Below are 19,297 nucleotides of genomic sequence, written 5' to 3' on the forward strand. Positions count from 1 at the left end.
CTCGGCGGCACAGCAGATTACCAATCTGCGCTACAGTTCCGCCCGGCCTCAACCAGCGGCAGCGTCTCAACCAGCGGCAGCGTCTCAACCAGCGGCAGCGTCTCAACCAGCGGCAGCGTCTCAACCAGCGGCAGCGCCTCAACCAGGCGAAGCCGTCTCAACCAGCCGCCGCCCCGGGGCGGCGTCTCAACCAGCGCAGCGTCTCAGCAGGCCGCTTGCGGCCCCCTCAACTCCCCCCCTCAACTCCCCCCCTCACCTCTGTCCCTCGGCCGACAGCCGCGCGGCTTCCTTCTTCAACAGACGGCCCACGCGGTGCTTCGCCAGATAGACCTGGGCGGCATTTACCCCCAGCTCTTCCTTCACGCGCTCTGGCGTCCAGCCGTTGATCACGTAGCAGGAGAAGATTTGGAACTGCCGGGGCGACACCATGGTGCGCACGCGGCGCAGGGCGATCTCCATGATCTGGCTCTTCCATTCCTTGTCCCACAGCTTCTCCAGCGTCACCCCCTGCGGGTCTGCGCAGCGGTCGATCGGCGACGTGCGGCGCTCCTCATCCTCGTCAAAGTGGATGTTCGCCTCCCGGTCCTGCTGCTTCTTCCGCCGGCGGAACTGGTCCAGGATGCGCCAGCGCGCCTGGTTCAGCAGGAAGCTCTTAAAGGACCCCTGGCTCGTGTCGAACTTCTTCTTCTGCAGGTTCTTCGCCACGCCGATAAAGGTCTCCTGCACCACATCACTCGCCTCGTCATCGCTCAGGCCAGACTTGCGCGCCACGTGGAAGACAAAGCCCGAGTACGTCCGGTAGAATTCATCCCAGCTCGACCAGTCAGACCAGTTGTCGAGCTTCTCGATCAGGGTCTTTCTTGTCTGGGGAGAATTGCTGATCTTCTCCTCTTTATCTACAGGCTCGGCCATGGGTTCCCCAGCTTAGGCATTCCGCCGGAGACTGGCAAAGCATCTTTGCCGAAAACCCTCGCCCCTGAAAGAGGACGGACCGGGACGGCGTTAGTTTTGATCCCCAAAAATCCCGGCAAGCCGCCATCTAGCGCGGCTTGTTTGCTTCTGTGACATGGCTCCCCTTTCGCGACTTTCCATCCCTACCTCCAGCGTCTGCCTGGCCGCCCTGGCCCTGACGTGCTGTACCCCGGGCCAGATGCGGAAATCCGCCGACCGGGAGGTGTTTGGCATCCTCAGGCACAAGTCCGCAGGCGTGCCCAATGCCGGCACCGGCCTGCTGGACATCTCCCCGCCTCCGCCCGTCTCCCTGGAGGAGCTGCGGAAGAACACCGGCACCGCCGAGTTTCTGGGAGACCGCGCCCAGGTGGAGAAGAACGGCCGGATCATCCCCCTGCATGAGGCCCTCAGCCTGGCGGTGAAACACAACCGCGACTACCAGGCCCGGAAGGAGCTCTTGTATCTACAAGCGCTTGACCTCACGCTGGTGCGGAACGAGTTCACCCCCCTCTTCACCGCCGTAGGCAGCGCCGACGTCACCCGCACCCAGAAGCCCGTCACCCAGACCGTCAAGGTGCCAAATCCCGCCTACGCCAAGGCCCAGGCCGCCGCGGCCAAAGCTGCCGCAGCCGCCGCCTCATCTGGCACCACCGGCACTGGCACCGGCACCACGACGACCGCCACCACCACCGCCCCGGCCGTCCCCCAGTTCATTGAGAAGCAGATCACCACGCTCGTCACCGACAACACCCTCACCGCCCAGGGGAACCTCGGCGTCAGCATCCTCACCCGCACCGGCGCCCGCATCGCGGCCGATTTCACCACGGATTTCCTGAAGTTCCTCTCGGGGAACATGACCAGCGCCGGGGATTCCTCCCTGGCCGTCACCCTCAGCCAGCCCCTCCTGCGCGGCGCCGGCTACCGCGCCACCATGGAGACCCTCACCCAGGCCGAGCGCGACCTCCTCTACGCCATCCGCGACTTCACCCAGTACCGGAAGACCTTCGCCGTCGATATCTCCTCCCGCTACTACCGCACCCTGGAGGCCCGCGATGCCGCGCGGAACGCCTACCTCGCGTACAAGGCCTTCGAGACCATCCTCACCAGCGAGCGCGCCCTCGCCAAGGAAGACCGCCGCACCTCCTCCCAGCTCGGCCTCATTGAGCAGGCCTCCCTCCGGTACAAGCGCATCTGGATCTCCTCCGTCCGCACGTATGAGAGCCTGCTGGACGACCTCAAGATCGCCCTCGCCATCCCCGTGAGCACCCCCATCATCCTGGAGGACCAGGAGCTCACCAAGCTCACCGTGGAGGAGCCCGAGCTCTCCCTGGACGACAGCCTCGAGACCGCCCTCATCACCCGGCTGGACCTCTACAACTCCCGGAACTCCCTGGAGGACAGCGAGCGCAAGATCAAGGTCGCCGGCCAGGACCTCCTGCCCCAGCTCGACTTCAACGGCCGCTACCAGGTGGACGGCGACCCCGGCAGCCGCAAGATCAACCTCAACTTCGACCGCCACCAGCTCAGCGGCGGGCTCGATCTCGACCTCCGCCTGGACAAGAAAGCCGACCGCAACGCCTACCGCTCCGCCCTCGTGGCCCAGCAGCGCGCCGCCCGCCAGCTCGACCTCGCGGAGGAAAACGTCCGCCTCGCCCTGCGCACCGACTGGCGCGACCTCGATACCGCCCGGAAGCAATACGAGATCGCCGCCACCGGCGTCGCCCTCAGCCAGCGCCGGCTTGAGGAGGAGGAGCTCCTCCGCACCCTCGGCCGCGGCACCGCCCGTGACCTCATCGACGCCCAGCAAGACCTCATCGAGGCCAAAGACGACCTCACCTCCGCCCTCATCGCCCACACTCTCGCCCGGCTCCGCCTGTGGAAAGACATGGGAGTTCTCTACATCAAGAAAGACGGTTCATGGATTCGCGTACTAAAAAACGAAGCGGAGGTGGCTGGTGATGATTAAACTGATTCGCAGCAAAACCGGTATCATAGGCATGGCCACCCTGGCCGTCGCCCTCTGTGTGTGGTTCATCGTCGGCCGTGGCGGCACCACCGGCGCAGACATCCCGCTCATCCCGGTGCAAAAAGGCACCATCCAGATCAACGTCCTCCAGGGCGGGGAGATCCGCGCCCTCCAGAACATCGAGGTCAAGTCCGAGATCGAGCTCCCCACCAAGATCCTCAGCCTCATCCCCGAAGGCTACCGCATCAACGAGAAGGACGTGAAGGACGGCAAGGTCCTCATCGAGCTCGACAGCGCCGACCTCCGGGACAAGATCACCAACCACGAGATCGAGTTCCAGACCACCGTCTCCACCTTCATTGAGGCGGATGAGCAGCGCGCCATCCAGACCAGCGACAACCAGAGCCTCGCCCGCGATGCGGAGCAGGCCATGCGTTTCGCCCTCATGGACTTCGAGCGCTACATGGGCAAGGGCAACGCCCAGACCGTGCTCAAGGCCCGCAAGCTCCCCCACGACCTTGAGGCGCTCGAGTTCTACATCGGCAAGCTCAATGCGGAAAAACCCCGCACCCTCAACCTCGAACTGGATGCCGAAAAGGCCGACAAAGCCAGCGAAGACCCCCTTGCCGAAAAGGAAGGCAAGGTGGACCCGCTCAAGGCCTCCCAGGAGGTCGCCGATGCCACCACGCCCGCCCCTCCGGCCCCCGCCTCCTCAGATGACGAGGCCGTGAAGCCCCTCGACTTCCTCTCCTTCCTCAACCAGACCGAGATGGGCGACGGCGAGGCCGAGCAGAAGCTCCGCCAGCTCAGCAACGAGCTCCTCCTCCACAAGAGCGAGCTCGCCCTGGCCAAGCAGAACGTCGAGGCCAGCGAGCGACTCGCCGCCAAGGAGTTCATCACCAAGACCACCCTGGAGAACGACCAGGTGAACTTCGAGAAGACCAAGCTCGCCGTGCAGACCGCCGAGACCCAGCTCGACCTCTTCAAGAAGTACGAATTCCCCAAGCAGGCCGAGGTCGCCCTCTCCGCCTACCAGGAGGCGCTCAAGAAACTCCAGCGCACCCTGCGCGCCAACCGCTCCCGCATGGCCCAGGTGGAGACGAAGTACCGCACCGCCAAGCGCCGCTATGAAGTGGAGCTCTCCCGCAAGGAGGAGCTCGACCGCCAGCTCAAGGCCTGCGTCATCAAGGCCCCCGTCCCCGGCCTCGTCGCCTACGGCTCGCATTCAGGAAACAACGGCATCCGCAGCAACGACGTCATTGAGGAGGGCGCCGCCGTCCGCTTCCGCCAGACCCTCCTCACCATCCCCAACATGTCCCGCATGGGCGTGGCGGTGAACATCCACGAGTCCCAGCTCAAGAAGGTCCGCATCGGCCAGCACTGCCGGGTCACCGTGGATGCCGAGCAGGGCCGCACCCTGGAGGGCGTCGTGGCCGAGCTCGCCGTCCTCCCGGACTCCGGCAGCTCCCGTTACACCCCGAACCTCAAGGTCTATCCCGCCGTCGTCCACATCGACGGCACCCATGACTGGCTCAAGCCCGGCATGAACGCCAAGGTGGAGATCATCGTGAACCAGCTCGACGACATCCTCTACGTCCCCGTGCAGAGCATCGAGGTGGAGAACGACCACTTCTTCACCTACGTGAACACCGGCGGCACCCTGCAGCGTCGCGAGGTGGAGACCGGCTCCTTCAATGACCAGTTCATCGAGATCAAAGGCGGGCTCAACCTCGGCGAGCAGGTCGCCCTCGCCATCCCCAAGCGCCAGGTCCTGGAGAGCAACCCCGGCACCCTCCCCTCCTCCCCGGCCACCAAGAAGCCCAAGGAAAAGACCCCCGCCCCAGAGAAAAAAGGGCTGGCTTTGAAATAACTCCCATCTCCCGCCGCGACCCGGCCCCGCCCGGCCGCCGCCCACCACCCGCCTCCCCCACCCAGGCTCCGGGAGGCGGCCTCCCCCTCCGCATCATGACGCAGCCCATCATCGAACTCCGCGACATCCGCAAATCCTACCAGATGGGGGATACGGTCTCGCAGGTGCTCCAGGGCGTCAGCCTCACCATCTACCCCGGGGAGTACGTCTGCATCATGGGCCCCTCCGGCTGCGGGAAGTCCACCCTCCTCAACGTCCTCGGCTGCCTCGACCAGCCCTCCAGCGGCCATTATTTCCTCGGCGGGGAGGACGTCGCCCGGCTCAATGATGACGACCTCTCCAAGGCCCGCTGCCGGAACCTCGGCTTCATCTTCCAGAGCTACAACCTCATCCAGCAGCTCACCGTGCTGGAGAACATCGAGGTCCCCCTCTACTACAAGGGCGTGCCCGAGCAGGAGAGCCGGGAGATCGCCATCCGCCTCGCCTCCCAGGTCGGCCTCAGCCATCGTCTGCATCACCGCCCCACTGAGCTCAGCGGCGGCCAGCAGCAGCGCGTCGCCATCGCCCGCTCCCTGGCCAATGACCCTCTCGTCATCCTCGCGGATGAAGCCACCGGCAACCTCGACTCCAAGTCCGGCCAGGAGATCCTCGGCATCTTTGACGACCTCAACAAGGCCGGCAAGACCATGGTCTTCGTCACCCATGACGAGCGCATGGTCGGCCGCTGCACCCGCGTCATCCGCCTGAAGGATGGCGAGGTGGACCGCGACGAGCGCGGCGCCGCCGCTGATCGCTACACCGGCATCACCGGCACCTCCGTCCGCCCCCACGCCACAGACTCCAGCGCGCCAGACCACACCGCAGAGGGGGCCGCCGCCACCCTCGTGCACCAGCCCGTACTTTCCTAAGACCAAGTTTAAGGCCACGCCCAAGCTCCAGACGCCCCTTCCCGGCCCGCACAGATGTTCTCCCTCGCCGCCCATCCCATCCTCAGGCTCGCCATGTCCCCCCAGCACATGTGGCGGTCCATCGTGCTGGGGTCAAAGAGCATCTGGCTCCACAAGCTGCGCTCCATGCTCACCGCCCTCGGCGTCGTCTTCGGCGTCGCCTCCGTGGTCGCCATGCTCGCCATTGGGGAAGGCGCCAGCCACGAGGCCCAGGAGCAGATCCGCAAGCTCGGCTCTCAAAACATCATCCTGGAGAGCGTCAAACCCTCCGACAACCAGGGCCCCGCCCAGCAGACCCGCAGCATGGTCATCGAGTACGGCCTCACCACCCGGGATATCGACCAGATCCGCCAGACCATCCCCGGCGTCTCCGTCGTCGTCCCCAGCCGCATCATCAGCGAGTACCTCTGGAACGAGTCGCTCAATGTCGATGCCAGCATCGTCGGCGCCCTTCCCATCTACCCGCAGATGCGCAACCGCCGCATGCTCGCCGGCCGCTTCTTCTCAGAGCTGGAGCAGAAAGAGCGCCTCCCAGTCTGCGTCATCAACCAGACCACCGCCGCCCGGTTGTTTCCTCTCGCCTCCCCCGTCGGCAAGTCCATCCGCGTCCGCGGCTTCTACTACCGCGTGCTCGGCATCATCGAGGATGAAAGCCAGCGCTCCACCGGGGAGAACTCCGGCAGCAACAACAAATCCTCCAACAGCAACAGCCTCGCCCAGCTCATCATCCCCTTCTACACACTGATGGACCAGTACGGCGACACCTTCTTCCGCTTCCGCAGCGGCAGCTTCGAGGCCGAGAAGGTCGAGTTCCACGACGCCATCGTCCGCGTGAATGACGTGAACGCCGTCGTCACCCGTGCCGACGCCATCCGCCACCTCCTCGCCCGGAACCACCCCAACGAGGACTACCGCGTCACCGTCCCCATCGAGCTCCTCCGCCAGGCCGAGCGCACCAAGCGCATCTTCAGCATCGTGCTCGGCAGCATCGCCGCCATCTCCCTCCTCGTCGGCGGCATCGGCATCATGAACATCATGCTCGCCAGCGTCACCGAGCGCACCCGCGAGATCGGCATCCGCCGCGCCCTCGGCGCCCGGCAGACAGACATCGTCCTCCAGTTCCTCATCGAGACCGTCCTCCTCGCCGGCGCCGGCGGCGTCATCGGCGTCATCCTCGGCCTCGGCATTCCCATCGCCATCAGCCACTTCGCCGGCGTCACCACCGTCATCAAGGCGTGGGCCCCCACCCTCGCGTTTTCCATCTCCGTCATCACCGGCATCGCCTTCGGCATCTACCCCGCCATGCGCGCCGCGAAGATGAACCCCGTGGAAGCCCTGCGGCATGAGTAGGCGGAGTTGAGGGACGAAGAGAGAGGCAGGTTTAACCACAGAGGCGCAGAGAGCACAGAGGAATACATTTTTGGACAGAATTAACAGAATTTACGGAATTAGGGTTTAGGTGACAACCTACAGAGCCACATCCGCAGGCCGGGTTGGAGTACCGACTTCAGTCCGCTGTATTTCCTCACTCCCTACCCACCCATTCGACTCCTTCTCTACCAACCACAGAGGACACAGAGTTCCACAGAGGGCTGAATCTGAGGACCATCGGCCCGGAAGCATACCAGCCTGTGGCAGCCCCCAGGTTCTTGGTACAAACAGCTTCTGAGGGCTGAAAGCCCGGAGCCATTCAGGGGCTTCGTCGCCTGACCCGTCCCGCATGTGGGACGGAACCCCAACCACGGCGCGGATACTGCAGGAAATATTGACACCCATCCCGCTGCTCAAGATTTCACATCATCAGGGGCAAGTCGCACCCAACCTATGCGAAGGCGTTCGAGGCGGCGTTGGAGTTCCGTCCCGCATGCGGGACCAATGCCATCAGGGAAAAGTGGAGAGGTCGAGCATCTCCCTTTTGTGAAAGCATTGAGGGCCGAAGGTCCGGCATCATTGCAGCCTTGGGCAACGCCCAAGGTAGGCGCTCGTTTTAGATCTTGAGGGCTGTAGGCCCGACGTCATTCAGGGATGCTCGTCATAGGCAGACTTGATGACACCGGGCCTACAGCCCTCAAGGGTAGTTTGGCCATCTATCCCTGGGGCGTTGCCCCAGGCTGGTATGAACCCGGACCTTCGGCCCTTCTGAAAGGGGCTCACCCGTTACAGTCGTGGCGGTTGCACCATCGCGGCTCCGAGGCGCGCCAAGGCAAAACAGCAAGACGATGCGTTTTCCCTGATGGCATTGGTCCCGCATGCGGGACGGAACTCCAACCACGCCGCGGTTATTAAAGAGCGCATTCACATCCATCTCGCGGTTCAAGCTTTCCCATCATCAGGGGCAAGGCGTCCCCAAAATACGCAACACCCTCCGAAGCAGCATTGGAGTCATTCCCCATCCCAATTCTGTGAATTTTGTTAATTCTGTCTAAATCCAACCTCAACTCGTCACCATCCCGAGCGCTCCATCAGTGAACATAAGCGCCCCCCTCCACCACTCCACCACTCCATCACTCCATCACTCCATCACTCCATCACTCCACCACTCCACCACTCCACCACTCCACCACTCCACCACTCCACCACTCCACCACTCCACCACTCCACCACTCCACCACTCCACCACTCCACCACTCCACCACTCCACCACTCCACCACTCCACCACTCCACTCCCCCCTCAATACACCTTCGTCCGCGCATTCACCGGATTCACCAGCACCGTCCGAAAGTCCGCCGGCAGCGCATTCCCCGCCATGTCCTTGTCGAACATCAGCGTGATGGGATGCTTCAGCTTCACATCCAGCGTGGTCGTGCCGTTCGGGCGGATCTGGTAGGAGTAGTACGTGTAGGTCTCCGTCACGCCGCCCAGCTGCCCGGCCTGCGGCGTCTTCGCCGTCTGGCTCATCAGGGAGGTGTAGGCCGTCTCCGTGGAGAAGGCCACCCCGGAGGGCATGCGCTTGGGTTCGATGAGAAAACGATACTTCGGCGCACCCGCGTCCGTGAAACCGTCCAGCACCCCGAACTGGTAGGCCCGGATCGCGTCCGCCGCAGAGGGGTCATCGGCGGGCACGAACTTGAAGAAAAGGATCTCCACCGGACGGTTCTCCTTGCGGGCCAGCAGCGCCGCATAGTCCAGATCCGCCGCGAGCTGCCGTGCGGCCGCCCCCAGCGTCTGGGTCTGCAGAGATCCCTGAAACGCCGCACCGCTCATGGCCAGCAGCAGCCCCATCACGGTCATGACGACCAGCAGTTCGATCAACGTGAACCCACGCCGCTTCCTGGAGACAGGAGCGGGAGCAGAAGCAGAAGAAGGAAGTGATTTCATAGATTGCGTTCTTCGACGACCCACTTGGAGCCCCGGATGGCGACGTTGGTGGTGAACACCCGGTGTTTGAGTTTCAGCACATTGAGCGCCTCCTCCACCGCCTCCAGGTCAGCGGCATACTGGCTCTGGGTGGTGAATTTGTTGGCAAAGGCCGCATTCACCGCATCAGCCAGCGGCTTCTCCCCCATGCGAATTTCCAGCTCCGCGTAGGAGCGCTCTTCCGCCGCCACCAGGGTCACCTGCACCACCGGAGGCAGCTGGTGCGCCGTGTTCCGCGACTTCTCCGTGGCCGCCCCCCATTGGGACTCGCGGCTGTCGTAGTAGTAGTCCGCCGCCGGCTTCGTGTTGGTCAGCGTGTTCTCCTTGTTGCTGCCAGTGCCACTCTCTCCCGTGGAGCCCGTCGTCGTCACAGCCACGTAGCGCGGCACCAGGATCAGCGCCAGGATGTTCTCGGCCAGCACCGTGGAGTTCTTCAAGGTATTGGTTTCGTCCGTGAAGGGGCCGCGGAACCATTTGTACGCATTGTCCCGCGTGCTGCCCGCCCCGTTGATGTCCAGGCTCGTGGAATACAGGATGTTCTTCTCCGGCGGCAGCCGCAGCTCCATGAGGCGGAAGCGGCTCCGCTCCGGGTTCAGCACCTTGTCCTTGGCCAGAAATTCCGGACGGATGTCCAGTTTGTCCTCATCCTGATAGTCCACATAGTAGCCCATGCAGGTGATCAGATTGTAGGGATCCCCCAGCCCCGTGGTGGAGGTGCCCAGCTTCGTCTGCCCGTCGGAGGACTGGAAGAACATCGCATGCCCCGGTGAGTTCTGCTCAGCGGCACGCAGGATCGTGGCGGGGCCGGCCACGAAGTGCCCGTCAGACTGCCGCGTGTAGTTCACCTTGCCGCCCACGCTGTAGTCACCATACGCCCAGTACGAGTTGATCACCGCGCCGGAGAGGGACCGCGAAATCGCCTCCATGGCCGCGCGTGCTTCCTTGAACTCCTCCGCCCGCGCCTGCTGGCGCGTCACGGTCTGCTGCGTGCGGTTGATCATCTCCATGATGATCACCATCAGCAGGGCCAGAACGGCCATGCTGACAAGCATCTCCACCAGGGTAAACCCCGGGCGGGAACGGCTGCGAGTGCGTGGGGACATGTTTTTTTTGGGGGGGCGGGTCTAGTAGCGGATGGCCGTCTCGCTGTTGGTCTGTTCCATCAGGGCCACGGTGCTGCCGTAGGCCCGGTGTTGCGTGGTGTTCACAAACGCCTGCTCAATGTTCTGGCGGTCCGTCACCTTGATCTGCAGGCGGCGGAGGTACTTGTTCCCCGTGCTGGCCTCCCCCTGCAGGGCCACAAACTTCGTATCCACCGTGGCCCGGGCTGTGTAGTGCCGCCAGGGATCGCTCGCCGGCACCTCCACACCCCGCTCGTCAAAGTAGTAGTCCTTGTCCGCCAGCTTCTGCCCGCTCGTGCGGCTGCCCCAGTCGCCCATCTGGTAGTCCGCCGTCACCGCCTGGATGATCTTGGCCTCCGCCACCTTGCTGGAGGACTGGCGCATGGAGTCCAGCCCGCCGGGAATGAGGCCAATCAGAGCCAGCATGCCCACCGACGTGATGCCCACGGCAAGCGTCACTTCAGCCAGGGAGAAACCTTTGCGCCGGGCCGTTTGGTTCAGGAAAGAAAGGGTGGTTCTCATCATCATCATCGGGCGAACTGTTTGTTTTGGACCACGCGGAAGCGGAAGAAAGCATCCCAGGAGTTGAGGAACTTGTCCCCCCCCACGCCCACGGCACCGAGCTCCTTCTCATTGGGATCGAGGTAACGCTCCAGCATCGCGGAGCCACGATACTCCGCCGTGACGGCGTCCTTGCCCTCCTCCCAGCCGGCCGCATCTGAGCTGCGGGCCTTCTTGAGGGTCTGCACCCGGTAGTGCACCGTGTAGGTGTTGGACTGGGTGGCCAGGCGCGGGTAGAGCTGGCCGTAGGGTTCTTCACGCAGATTGTCCCCCGTCAGGTCCATCGCATCCGCCGTGTTGGCGCTGCCATTCCACCACTCGTTCATCGCCTCATAGGTGGTGGGTGGCATGGCGGCACTGCCGTACTCCCCACCCGGGATCCGCTGTGGTACGAGGAAAATTTCGCAGATCTCCGACGGCGCACGGTAGATGTCCCAGTTCGTGAAGCGCTTCTTGATGCCGGAGAGCGTCGCAGCCGCATTCACCGTGTAGCGGAACTCCAGGTTGTTTCCTGGGCTCTCACCCGACACGGGAGACTTGTAGCGGCTCACCTCAGACACCGGGATCGCCGTCACCAGCGTGCTCTTCAGCGCCGCATGCATGCCCGTGCTGCGCTCCACATAGGTGAAGGGCATCATCTGGTAGTTCATGTTGATCTTGCCCGCCGTGGAGAAGCTGTCGCTGATCGCGTAGGGCTCGATCACCGGCATGTAGAACAGATCCAGCAGCAGGTGGTCCCGCGGCGTGGCAAAGCCCATGTGATCCGCCGCGCCCGGCTCCAGTCCCGCCGCCGTCGTGCGCGCGGCCGGGTTTGGGCAGAAGAGCAGCGTCTGCCAGGGGTGCGGATGCGCCCAGGCTGATCCGGAATTGTCCGCAGGGCGCGCGATGGTGCCGTGAAGCCCCGTCGGCAGTGACCCAAAGGCCACCGCAGAGGAAATCATGCGATTCGGAGAGAACGTCGTGCCGTCTTCAGAGGCAAACTCACCCCCACGGCTGAAGTACCCGCCCAGCGGCAGCGCCCCCGTCCCTTCATCAGGCTTGTTCACATACGGACCGTCCTCGATGCCGCCGATGCCCGTGTCCCAGTCCCCCGGGCGGCCATCTTTGTTAAAGGCCCCGTCCAGCCCGCGCGTCACCGCCGGGATCGCGTGGTCCGGGTAGTTCACCCCTTTGAGCAGATTGCCGGCCGTGTCCCGGGTGGATTTCCCACCGATCTGGGGCTCGGTCATCCACGCCCCGTCACGCAGCCCGTGGTTCTGCAGCACGTTCTTGTCACCGTATCCCGGAGCCGGTGCGAAGTACTCCTCGGGCACCAGTTGCAGAGCTGTGTGGAAGCGCAGGTCCCCTTTGGCAGGACCATTGGGATTGACCTCCACCGAGCGGCTTACCTCCCCTGAAAGGATGATGGCGTCGCGCAGGGCGGTCGGGCTTGTCAGCTTGAACCGGTCTCCCAGTGTCATGATCGAGTTTGTCGGCATCTTGAGACGACAGGGGGGGAACCGCACATGAATGCGTTGCACGGGCAGGTGCTTATCATCCCCCGTCCAGCCCAGGAACATCGCGATCACCACCTCACCACCGGAGAACTCAAACTCATTCTCACCGGAGGTGATCGTAACATTCTCACCGTAGAAAGGGTAGTACACCGCCTGCTCATAGTTCTTGCCCAGTCCCCAGTTGCCGGCAGTTTTGTTGCCCGTCTTGCCGGAGGCCACCGGAGGCGTGTTGTCCTGCGTGTACATGGCAGACTTGAACTGTGAAACCATCCCCGCAAACGCCGTGGTGTTGCCCCCTTCCAGCAGATCCGTGGGGAAGTTCACCATACTCACCGGCCAGGTGGTGCGAATGTCCCTGAAGGTGGCCAGCGGGCTCATCGCGGTGCCATCCGTACCCGCACTCACTGGCACCGGCAGATTCAGCGGGAACGTGCCGCCCTTCGTCTCCGTGCCGTTGCCCTCCACTTTGTAGTTCGTAACTTTGAAGTCGTTGCCAGACGGGTTCGCAAAGAGCACCCGGTAGCGGTAGTTCGCGGTAAAAGCCGGCGGCCCCACGCTGGGCACAAAGGGCTCCACCAGGAAGAAGGCCCGGTAGGCATTGGTCGCAGACTTCTGGAACACGATGGTCGCCTCCGTGATGGTGGGGAAGCGGCCAAAACCCTTCGTGTTCTTCACCACCAGATTGCTTACAGACTGGTTGAAGTCCGAGTACAAATTCTTCTGCTCCGCCAGGGTATACACCGGCTCATCATTCTTGGTGGGATAGGTCTTGAACGTGCTCAGCGGCGCGGCGGAGGACTCCGCACGGCGGCTCGGATTCGCCACCGGGTCCTGGTGCGGCGGCAGGTACTTGTAGTGCTGCGTCTTGTCCGGGCTCGACGTGTTCTCCGTGTTCAACCCCCAGCGCAGGAGATCCACAATCTCCGTCAGAATCTGGTCGCGCTTCCCAGTCCCGTACTTGTCCTGGTCACCCCAGTTCACCCCCTTGGCGCCCCCACCGAATCCAGGAAACAACTGCTTCTGCCCGCCTGCCGACTGGCCCAGGGCGTGAACCACGTAGTTGGAGATCACCGCCTCATTGCGGCTCCCGGTGGCAAAGTCCTGCCAGGTCGTGTGCCCGGAACCCACAACGCCGTCAATGATCTTGGCGTTCTCCTTGCGTTGAATAAACCAGCCCTCCGTGCGGGCGCCACCGCCCTCCACCCCGCCGCTCCCCAGCATCACCATGAGACGGTCCATCTCATTGCGCTCCTTGGTGTTCTGTGACACCGGCCACAGGTTCACCTTGGGCTTGTTGAAGAGCGTCAGCTCCGGTGTGCGGCTGTTCGTCGTGAGAAAGAACTTCCCGATCGCCAGATCGCGGCCGTCCAGCTCCCCTTGCGCATTGAGCACCCGGTTGCGGTCATACACCAGCTCATCCAGCGTGGCATAGAGACGGTCCTTCTTGTTCTCCAGGATCGCCGTCGTCGCCTTCTGCGTGCCCGCGTACGTGCCGCCCCAGGCGTAGCGCGGGCTGATCCGGTGCAGCTTCTCCATCCGCTGGGCCAGAGTTTCAGGAGTCAAACTCGGCGAGATGATGAAGCTCGGGCCAAAGGCCTGGAACACCGTGCTCAGGCACGTCTGTGCGGGATGCCCCGGGTACCGGGTGAACTCGTTGCGCGCCGGCATGTACTTGGCATAGTTCACATCCCGGGGCGAGGTGGTGTGGGGCGTCAGCCAGGGCACCCCTTCCAGAGCAGTGTTGATGTTCACCTTGCTGGTTTCATCATCCGTCCAGAAGGCCACGCGGCCCACGATGGGATTCAGCGCGGTCGGCGCCGCAGTGCCAAACGTCACCTTGCCAGAGTTCACCCCCGTGGGAGGCGCGATCGAGCCATCTTGCAGAATGTACAGCCACTTCACCGGCAGGGGCAGGCGGGCATTCGCATCCGTCCGGCTCGTGGGCAGGATGGCCCCGGGCACCCCGTTGGCAGCATAGGAAAAGCCATCCACTGCCAGGGTCTGGCCACCCGTCTCCGGCTGCATCGCCCGCGGGTCCACGATGGGGAACTCCCACTCCGGCGTCGTGCTCGTCGCGCTCGTCACCGGCACCGGCTCGTTCAGGTCCACATACAGACCGGCCTTCGTGTTCCAGTCCACCAGATCGCTCACATCAGATTCCAGAGCCCCCTTCACTTCGACCGGCGTCAGGCCGCCCGTCTTGGGCGTCGCCCCGGCTTTGGCCACCACCATCGTATCATCAGAGTACAGCTTGTAGAGCGCCGTCGCCTTTGACCGGAAGCCTGAACCATCATCCTCCACGCCGTACACGCGGATCATCCCCGGCTGGGAAGCCCAGGTCCTCTGCCCGCCCAACTGCTCCGTCGCCTTCCGGAGCTGCCCCACCGCCAGGTTGATCGGCACCTCGGCCAGATTGCGCACCTGCGTGCTGTCCGCAAACGCCGCCGAGGACTGCTGCTCCGTCCGGGCGGTGGAGAGAAACACCAGCACCAGCAGGGAAACCATGACAAGGCTGCTGAGCACCAGGACCAGCGCCACGCCAGAGGTCTGCATTTTCGCCCGGGCGGTATTCAACAGGTGCGGAAATGATTTCATATCGGAGGGGAGAGGCAAAAGAGCGCCGAGGGTGGTTTCGAGGGGCTTTTCTCGCTCGGCAGGTATTTTCGTAATTACATTGTATGTATAATGAATTTACAGTGCAGTGTCCATCCTCTTTTCGTTATTGCCAGTTTGGCAACTGAAAATGTGGGGGAACTTCGGCTCAATCCACTTGCCTCAGAGAGTGCCAGCAGTGTTTCAACTTAGGTTCTTCAATGATGAGGTTGTCTTGACGAAGCAATGACAGCACAAAAGCTTGAAGAAATTTTTCTGAGCTCCTTGTGATGTTCTGGCGGGGTGAGAACAATCCTCCATTGGCAGTCCTTCTTTAAACACCCATGTCCAGCACCGAGGCCGACATCGAATCCCGCTTGATCCGGGCCGCGCAAGGCCGTGATCTGGCGGCGTTCGCGACGCTCGTGCAAAAGCATCACGCCGGCGTGCGGGCCTTCCTGGCCGTGCGCTCCAGCAGCTCTCATGATGCGGAAGACCTGGCCCAGGAAGTCTTTGTGACCGCTTTCCGCAAGCTGGACGAGTGCGACCCCAGCCGTCCCCTCGGCCCCTGGCTCCGCGGCATTGCCATGAACCTCCTGGCCAATCACCGGCGGAAATTCCGCGCCCTGCCCATCGGGCTCAACGACGAGCTCCAGGAGTTGCTGGACGCTGAACTCGCCCAGCGGTTTGAATCCGGTGGCGAAGGCACCGCCCTGGAGGCCCTCCGCGATTGTCTGGAGAGTCTTGAGGGGCCATCACGCCGGCTCTTGCAGGCCCGCTATACCGACTGCATGTCGCTGGAAGATCTGGCACATCAATTGCAACGGAAGGTGTCCGCCGTCTCCATGCAGCTCCACCGGCTGCGCGTCGTGCTTGGGGATTGCATAGAGGCGAAACTAAGGGAAAGTCCTAGGACAGGTGAAGTCTAGCTTGATTTGATGAACACGATGCAATGGCAGCAGCTGGCCGCCCGGGCCGCAGACGGAACGCTCTCGCAAGAGGAGGGTGCCCAGTTGCTTGTGCTGTGCCGGGAGAGCCATGAGGCGCGCGAGGCCCTCACCAGGGTGATGACCGTGGAGCGCCTCCTGCCGCTGGCTCTGGGCGATCCCCGCGGGATGCTGGCTGCGAAGGAGGTGGTGCTGCGCCTGGAAGACGGCACCGGTAGCACGGATCAATCCATCGAGATCGCCTGGCGCGCCGCCGAGCAGGCGCGGAGCTGGCTGTGGGGAAAACGCCTCCGCAAGTTCGGCGCGATCGCCGCCGCCGTCACCCTTCTGGGCAGTGCCCTGTGGATGGCGCTGGAGAGTAACCGGCCCGCCGTATCCTATTCCCGCACCGAGGCCATCACCTGGGCAGGCACGCCCCCCTCCAGCCAGTCGAACGGACTCGCCCGCGGCACCCGTCTGCAGGCCAGCGCCGGTCTTTTGGAGCTCGGATTCAGCAGCGGTGCCCGCATGATCCTGGAGGCCCCGTTTGATGTGGAGCTCCGCGACGGCCTCACCGCCTACCTGCACTCCGGCCGCGTCACCGTGCGCTGCCCCTCCTCCGCCCACGGGTTCACGGTATTAACCCCTTATGGCAAGGTCGTGGACCGCGGCACCGAGTTCTGCGTGGACTTGAACCGCAAGACAAAGAAGATGGAAGTGCATGTGCTGGAGGGCATGGTGGAGGCCACCGTGCCCAAGCAATCCCCCGTCTCCCTCTTCGCGGGGGACGCCCTGCGCATCTCCGGCCAGAAGACCAAACGCCTCCAGGCCAACGAAGGCGCCTTCATCACCGCCCTGCCCACCGCCTCAGAGGATCCCTCCCACTACGTGCACTGGAACTTCGATGAAGCCGGAGGCTGGGTGGCCGACAACCGCGGCAAGGCCCTGGGCCGCACCGAGGACACCAAGCTCTACATGCGCGGCCACCCCAACCCTGACACCCCCGGTGCCGGCACCCAGTGGCTCCGCGGCCCCTTCGGCCACGCCATGTCCTTCGACGGTCGCACCGGCTACGCGGAAACCCCCTTCCCCGGCATCGCTGGCAACGCCGCCCGCACCGTCGCCCTCTGGGTGCGCGTGCCCAAGAGTTTCGATATCAACCAGGGCCACGGCATCGTGAGCTGGGGCACCCTCCAGACCGGCGGTGCCTGGCAGCTCTCCGCCAACTGCATCGCCGAAGACGGCCCCATCGGCCGCCTCCGCGTTGGCACCTATCAGACCGGTGCCATGGTCGGCACCACCGACCTCCGCGATGGCAACTGGCACCACGTCGCCGTCGTCATGTACGGCAGTGCCCGCTCCACCGAGGCCGTCAAGAACATGCTCTTCTACGTGGACGGCCGCCCCGAGCCCATCGCCCAACGCTCCCTCCGCGAGGTGGACACCGACGTCGCCAACGCCCACCACGGCGTCTGGATCGGCCGCAACGTCGCCTACCCGTTGTTTCCAAAAACCGCCAACCCCGTCTCCAAATTCTTCCGCGGCGAGGTGGACGAAGTGTACATCTTCGACTCCGCCCTCTCCCACCAGAACATCGTGCGGCTGATGAAAGAGAACGAACCGCCGCCCTGAAGGAATTATAAATTATAAATTAAAAATTATAAATTATAAATTATAAATGAGCTTCGACTGAGCTGCTACCGCCAGAAGAGCGGAAGGGCGAGATGCTCCATTCCTAATTCATAATTCATAATTCTCAATCCTCAGTTCCCCGCAGGGGCCGTCGTCTGCGGATTGCCATCCACATACCCGCCGGCCTCCAGCAGGTTCACGATCACATCCAGCTGTGCCGCCGTATCCAGGCTGTCCCGGATCGCCGTTTGCGTCTGAGTTTCATCCAGGCGGGCAGTCAAGATGCTCACCCCGGCCACCCCCACGGAGGTCCCCGCCCCGCTGAAAGGCAGATCCTTTTCACTGTCCGCGCTCACCGCATAGCCCACCATCTTTTCCGCCACCTTGACCTTGCTCTTGGCATTGCGGCTTTCGACATTCAATTCCTTCTCCGTCTTCCCCAAGGCGTAAAACACCGTCGTGCTCACATCATTCGTCGCCGTGGCAGAGATCACCATGCGCTGGTTGTCGCCCTTGAGCGCCACGAACATCTCGCCGAAGCCCTCGTACGTGAAGTACTGCTTCGTGTTCCCCGTCACCAGCGTCAGGATCAGCGTGCCCTCGCCCCCCTGAATGGGAGCAATGTAGTACCCGTTCTGGTACGGGCGGTAGTTGATGCTGTCGCCCGTCTGCTCAAACGAGAGCCGGTACACCGCCACCTGCGCCCGGGCGGAGGTCACCACGCCAAGACAAAGGGCAAACGCCAGGAGAAGCGCAGGGAGGAAGGACGCCGTCTTTTTCATGTGAGTGTTGAGCTGGACTGAGCTGGGCTGGGAGGACAGAGGAAGTCTATGAAACGCCGCCGCGCGTGTCGAGTTGCGCATTCCGTGCGGAAAAAGTTTTGCCGGGGGTGAACAGGCAACGGCCCGGCATCAAACCAACGGCATGCCGCGGAAATCTCCTGGGCCGGCAACCGAAGCGGTCGCCCTACAACCCAGGGACGTTGAGCGCTGGCCGTGTTGAACCGCCCCCTCTGACGCCGCACACGGCCCTGCACCTTTCGGCAACCCAGCGCATGCCCCTCCGCTCCCACAACCGACGGGGACCGTCGGACTACACCCCACGCCCCGCCACAGGGTTGGAGTTCCGTCCCGCATGCGGGACCAATGCCATCAGGGAAAACGCATCGTCTTGCTGTTTTGCCTTGGCGCGCCTCGGAGCCGCGATGGTGCAACCGCCACGACTGTAACTGGTGAGCCCCTTTCAGAAGGGCCGAAGGTCCGGGTTCATACCAGCCTGGGGCAACGCCCCAGGGATAGATGGCCAAACTACCCTTGAGGGCTGTAGGCCCGGTGTCATCAAGTCTGCCTATGACGAGAATCCCTGAATGAGGTCGGGCCTACAGCCCTCAACCTCTAAAACGAGCGCCTACCTTGGGCGTTGCCCAAGGCTGCAATGATGCCGGACCTTCGGCCCTCAATACTTTCACAAAAGGGAGATGCCCGACCTCTCCACTTTTCCCTGATGGCATTGGCTTTTAAGCAGTCAGGACGCGGCCCCTGACAACTCCCCAAGCAATATCCGCATCCATCACTCCATCACTCCATCACTCCACCACTCCACCACTCCATCACTCCACCACTCCACCACTCCACCACTCCACCACTCCACCACTCCACCACTCCACCACTCCACCACTCCACCACTCCACCACTCCACCACTCCATCACTCCATCACTCCATCACTCCATCACTCCATCACTCCACCACTCCATCACTCCATCACTCCATCACTCCACCACTCCACCACTCCACCACTCCATCACTCCATCACTCCATCACTCCATCACTCCATCACTCCATCACTCCATCACTCCATCACTCCATCACTCCATCA

Annotated in this window: 14 protein-coding genes; 6 read left to right on the plus strand and 8 right to left on the minus strand. The window is 63.2% G+C overall.

Annotated features, from left to right (window positions below; all coding sequences use genetic code 11):
- Positions 1 to 252: 252 nt before the first annotated feature.
- A complete protein-coding gene (locus tag VSP_RS28410) occupies positions 253 to 912 on the minus strand; it encodes a sigma-70 family RNA polymerase sigma factor (protein ID WP_009965002.1) in 660 nt (219 codons plus the stop codon).
- Positions 913 to 1,066: 154 nt separating this feature from the next.
- Here VSP_RS28410 and VSP_RS28415 point away from each other — a divergent pair, with 154 nt between their 5' ends.
- From VSP_RS28415 to VSP_RS28430, 4 genes are all read left to right on the plus strand, one after another.
- The gene (locus tag VSP_RS28415) at positions 1,067 to 2,917 is read left to right on the plus strand and encodes a TolC family protein (RefSeq protein ID WP_009965003.1); all 1,851 of its coding nucleotides are present in this window, start codon (positions 1,067 to 1,069) and stop codon (positions 2,915 to 2,917) included.
- A 31-nt stretch (positions 2,918 to 2,948) separates the two neighbouring features.
- Positions 2,949 to 4,787 carry an HlyD family efflux transporter periplasmic adaptor subunit gene (locus tag VSP_RS28420; protein ID WP_009965004.1) on the plus strand — a complete coding sequence of 613 codons (1,839 nt, stop codon included), beginning with the start codon at positions 2,949 to 2,951 and terminating at the stop codon, positions 4,785 to 4,787.
- 95 nt (positions 4,788 to 4,882) lie between these two features.
- Positions 4,883 to 5,695: an ABC transporter ATP-binding protein gene (locus VSP_RS28425; RefSeq protein WP_009965005.1), complete on the plus strand. Its 813-nt coding sequence runs from the start codon at positions 4,883 to 4,885 to the stop codon at positions 5,693 to 5,695.
- Positions 5,696 to 5,749: 54 nt separating this feature from the next.
- Complete coding sequence (locus VSP_RS28430; protein ID WP_009965006.1) at positions 5,750 to 7,084, plus strand: ABC transporter permease; 1,335 nt, start codon at positions 5,750 to 5,752, stop codon at positions 7,082 to 7,084.
- A gap of 1,162 nt (positions 7,085 to 8,246) precedes the next feature.
- Here the strand turns inward: VSP_RS28430 and VSP_RS42725 are convergent.
- From VSP_RS42725 to vccA, 5 genes are read right to left on the minus strand one after another with little or no spacing between them, the layout of a single operon-like run.
- The gene (locus VSP_RS42725) at positions 8,247 to 8,399 is read right to left on the minus strand and encodes a hypothetical protein (protein ID WP_009965008.1); all 153 of its coding nucleotides are present in this window, start codon (positions 8,397 to 8,399) and stop codon (positions 8,247 to 8,249) included.
- A 7-nt stretch (positions 8,400 to 8,406) separates the two neighbouring features.
- The gene (gene vccD, locus VSP_RS28440; protein ID WP_029190833.1) at positions 8,407 to 9,054 is read right to left on the minus strand and encodes a Verru_Chthon cassette protein D; all 648 of its coding nucleotides are present in this window, start codon (positions 9,052 to 9,054) and stop codon (positions 8,407 to 8,409) included.
- A complete protein-coding gene (vccC, locus tag VSP_RS28445) occupies positions 9,051 to 10,196 on the minus strand; it encodes a Verru_Chthon cassette protein C (RefSeq protein ID WP_009965010.1) in 1,146 nt (381 codons plus the stop codon). Before vccC ends, vccD begins: the two co-directional genes overlap by 4 nt.
- 21 nt (positions 10,197 to 10,217) lie before the next feature.
- Complete coding sequence (gene vccB, locus VSP_RS28450; RefSeq protein WP_009965011.1) at positions 10,218 to 10,745, minus strand: Verru_Chthon cassette protein B; 528 nt, start codon at positions 10,743 to 10,745, stop codon at positions 10,218 to 10,220.
- Complete coding sequence (gene vccA, locus VSP_RS28455) at positions 10,742 to 14,866, minus strand: Verru_Chthon cassette protein A (protein ID WP_009965012.1); 4,125 nt, start codon at positions 14,864 to 14,866, stop codon at positions 10,742 to 10,744. The genes vccB and vccA overlap by 4 nt, the downstream gene beginning before the upstream one ends.
- A 341-nt stretch (positions 14,867 to 15,207) precedes the next feature.
- Here vccA and VSP_RS37810 point away from each other — a divergent pair, with 341 nt between their 5' ends.
- Together VSP_RS37810 and VSP_RS28465 are read left to right on the plus strand one after the other, a co-directional pair.
- Positions 15,208 to 15,792, plus strand: a complete 585-nt coding sequence (locus VSP_RS37810; RefSeq protein ID WP_009965013.1) for a sigma-70 family RNA polymerase sigma factor — start codon at positions 15,208 to 15,210, stop codon at positions 15,790 to 15,792.
- 9 nt (positions 15,793 to 15,801) lie between these two features.
- Positions 15,802 to 17,421: a LamG-like jellyroll fold domain-containing protein gene (locus VSP_RS28465; RefSeq protein WP_009965014.1), complete on the plus strand. Its 1,620-nt coding sequence runs from the start codon at positions 15,802 to 15,804 to the stop codon at positions 17,419 to 17,421.
- 131 nt (positions 17,422 to 17,552) lie between these two features.
- Here VSP_RS28465 and VSP_RS28470 read toward each other — a convergent pair whose 3' ends face one another.
- Positions 17,553 to 18,203, minus strand: a complete 651-nt coding sequence (locus tag VSP_RS28470; RefSeq protein ID WP_157211114.1) for a hypothetical protein — start codon at positions 18,201 to 18,203, stop codon at positions 17,553 to 17,555.
- A 795-nt stretch (positions 18,204 to 18,998) separates the two neighbouring features.
- Positions 18,999 to 19,127, minus strand: a complete 129-nt coding sequence (locus VSP_RS43700) for a hypothetical protein (protein WP_269724122.1) — start codon at positions 19,125 to 19,127, stop codon at positions 18,999 to 19,001.
- Between the last annotated feature and the right edge of the window lie 170 nt (positions 19,128 to 19,297).

The organism is Verrucomicrobium spinosum DSM 4136 = JCM 18804 (assembly GCF_000172155.1).
GTDB lineage: Bacteria > Verrucomicrobiota > Verrucomicrobiia > Verrucomicrobiales > Verrucomicrobiaceae > Verrucomicrobium > Verrucomicrobium spinosum.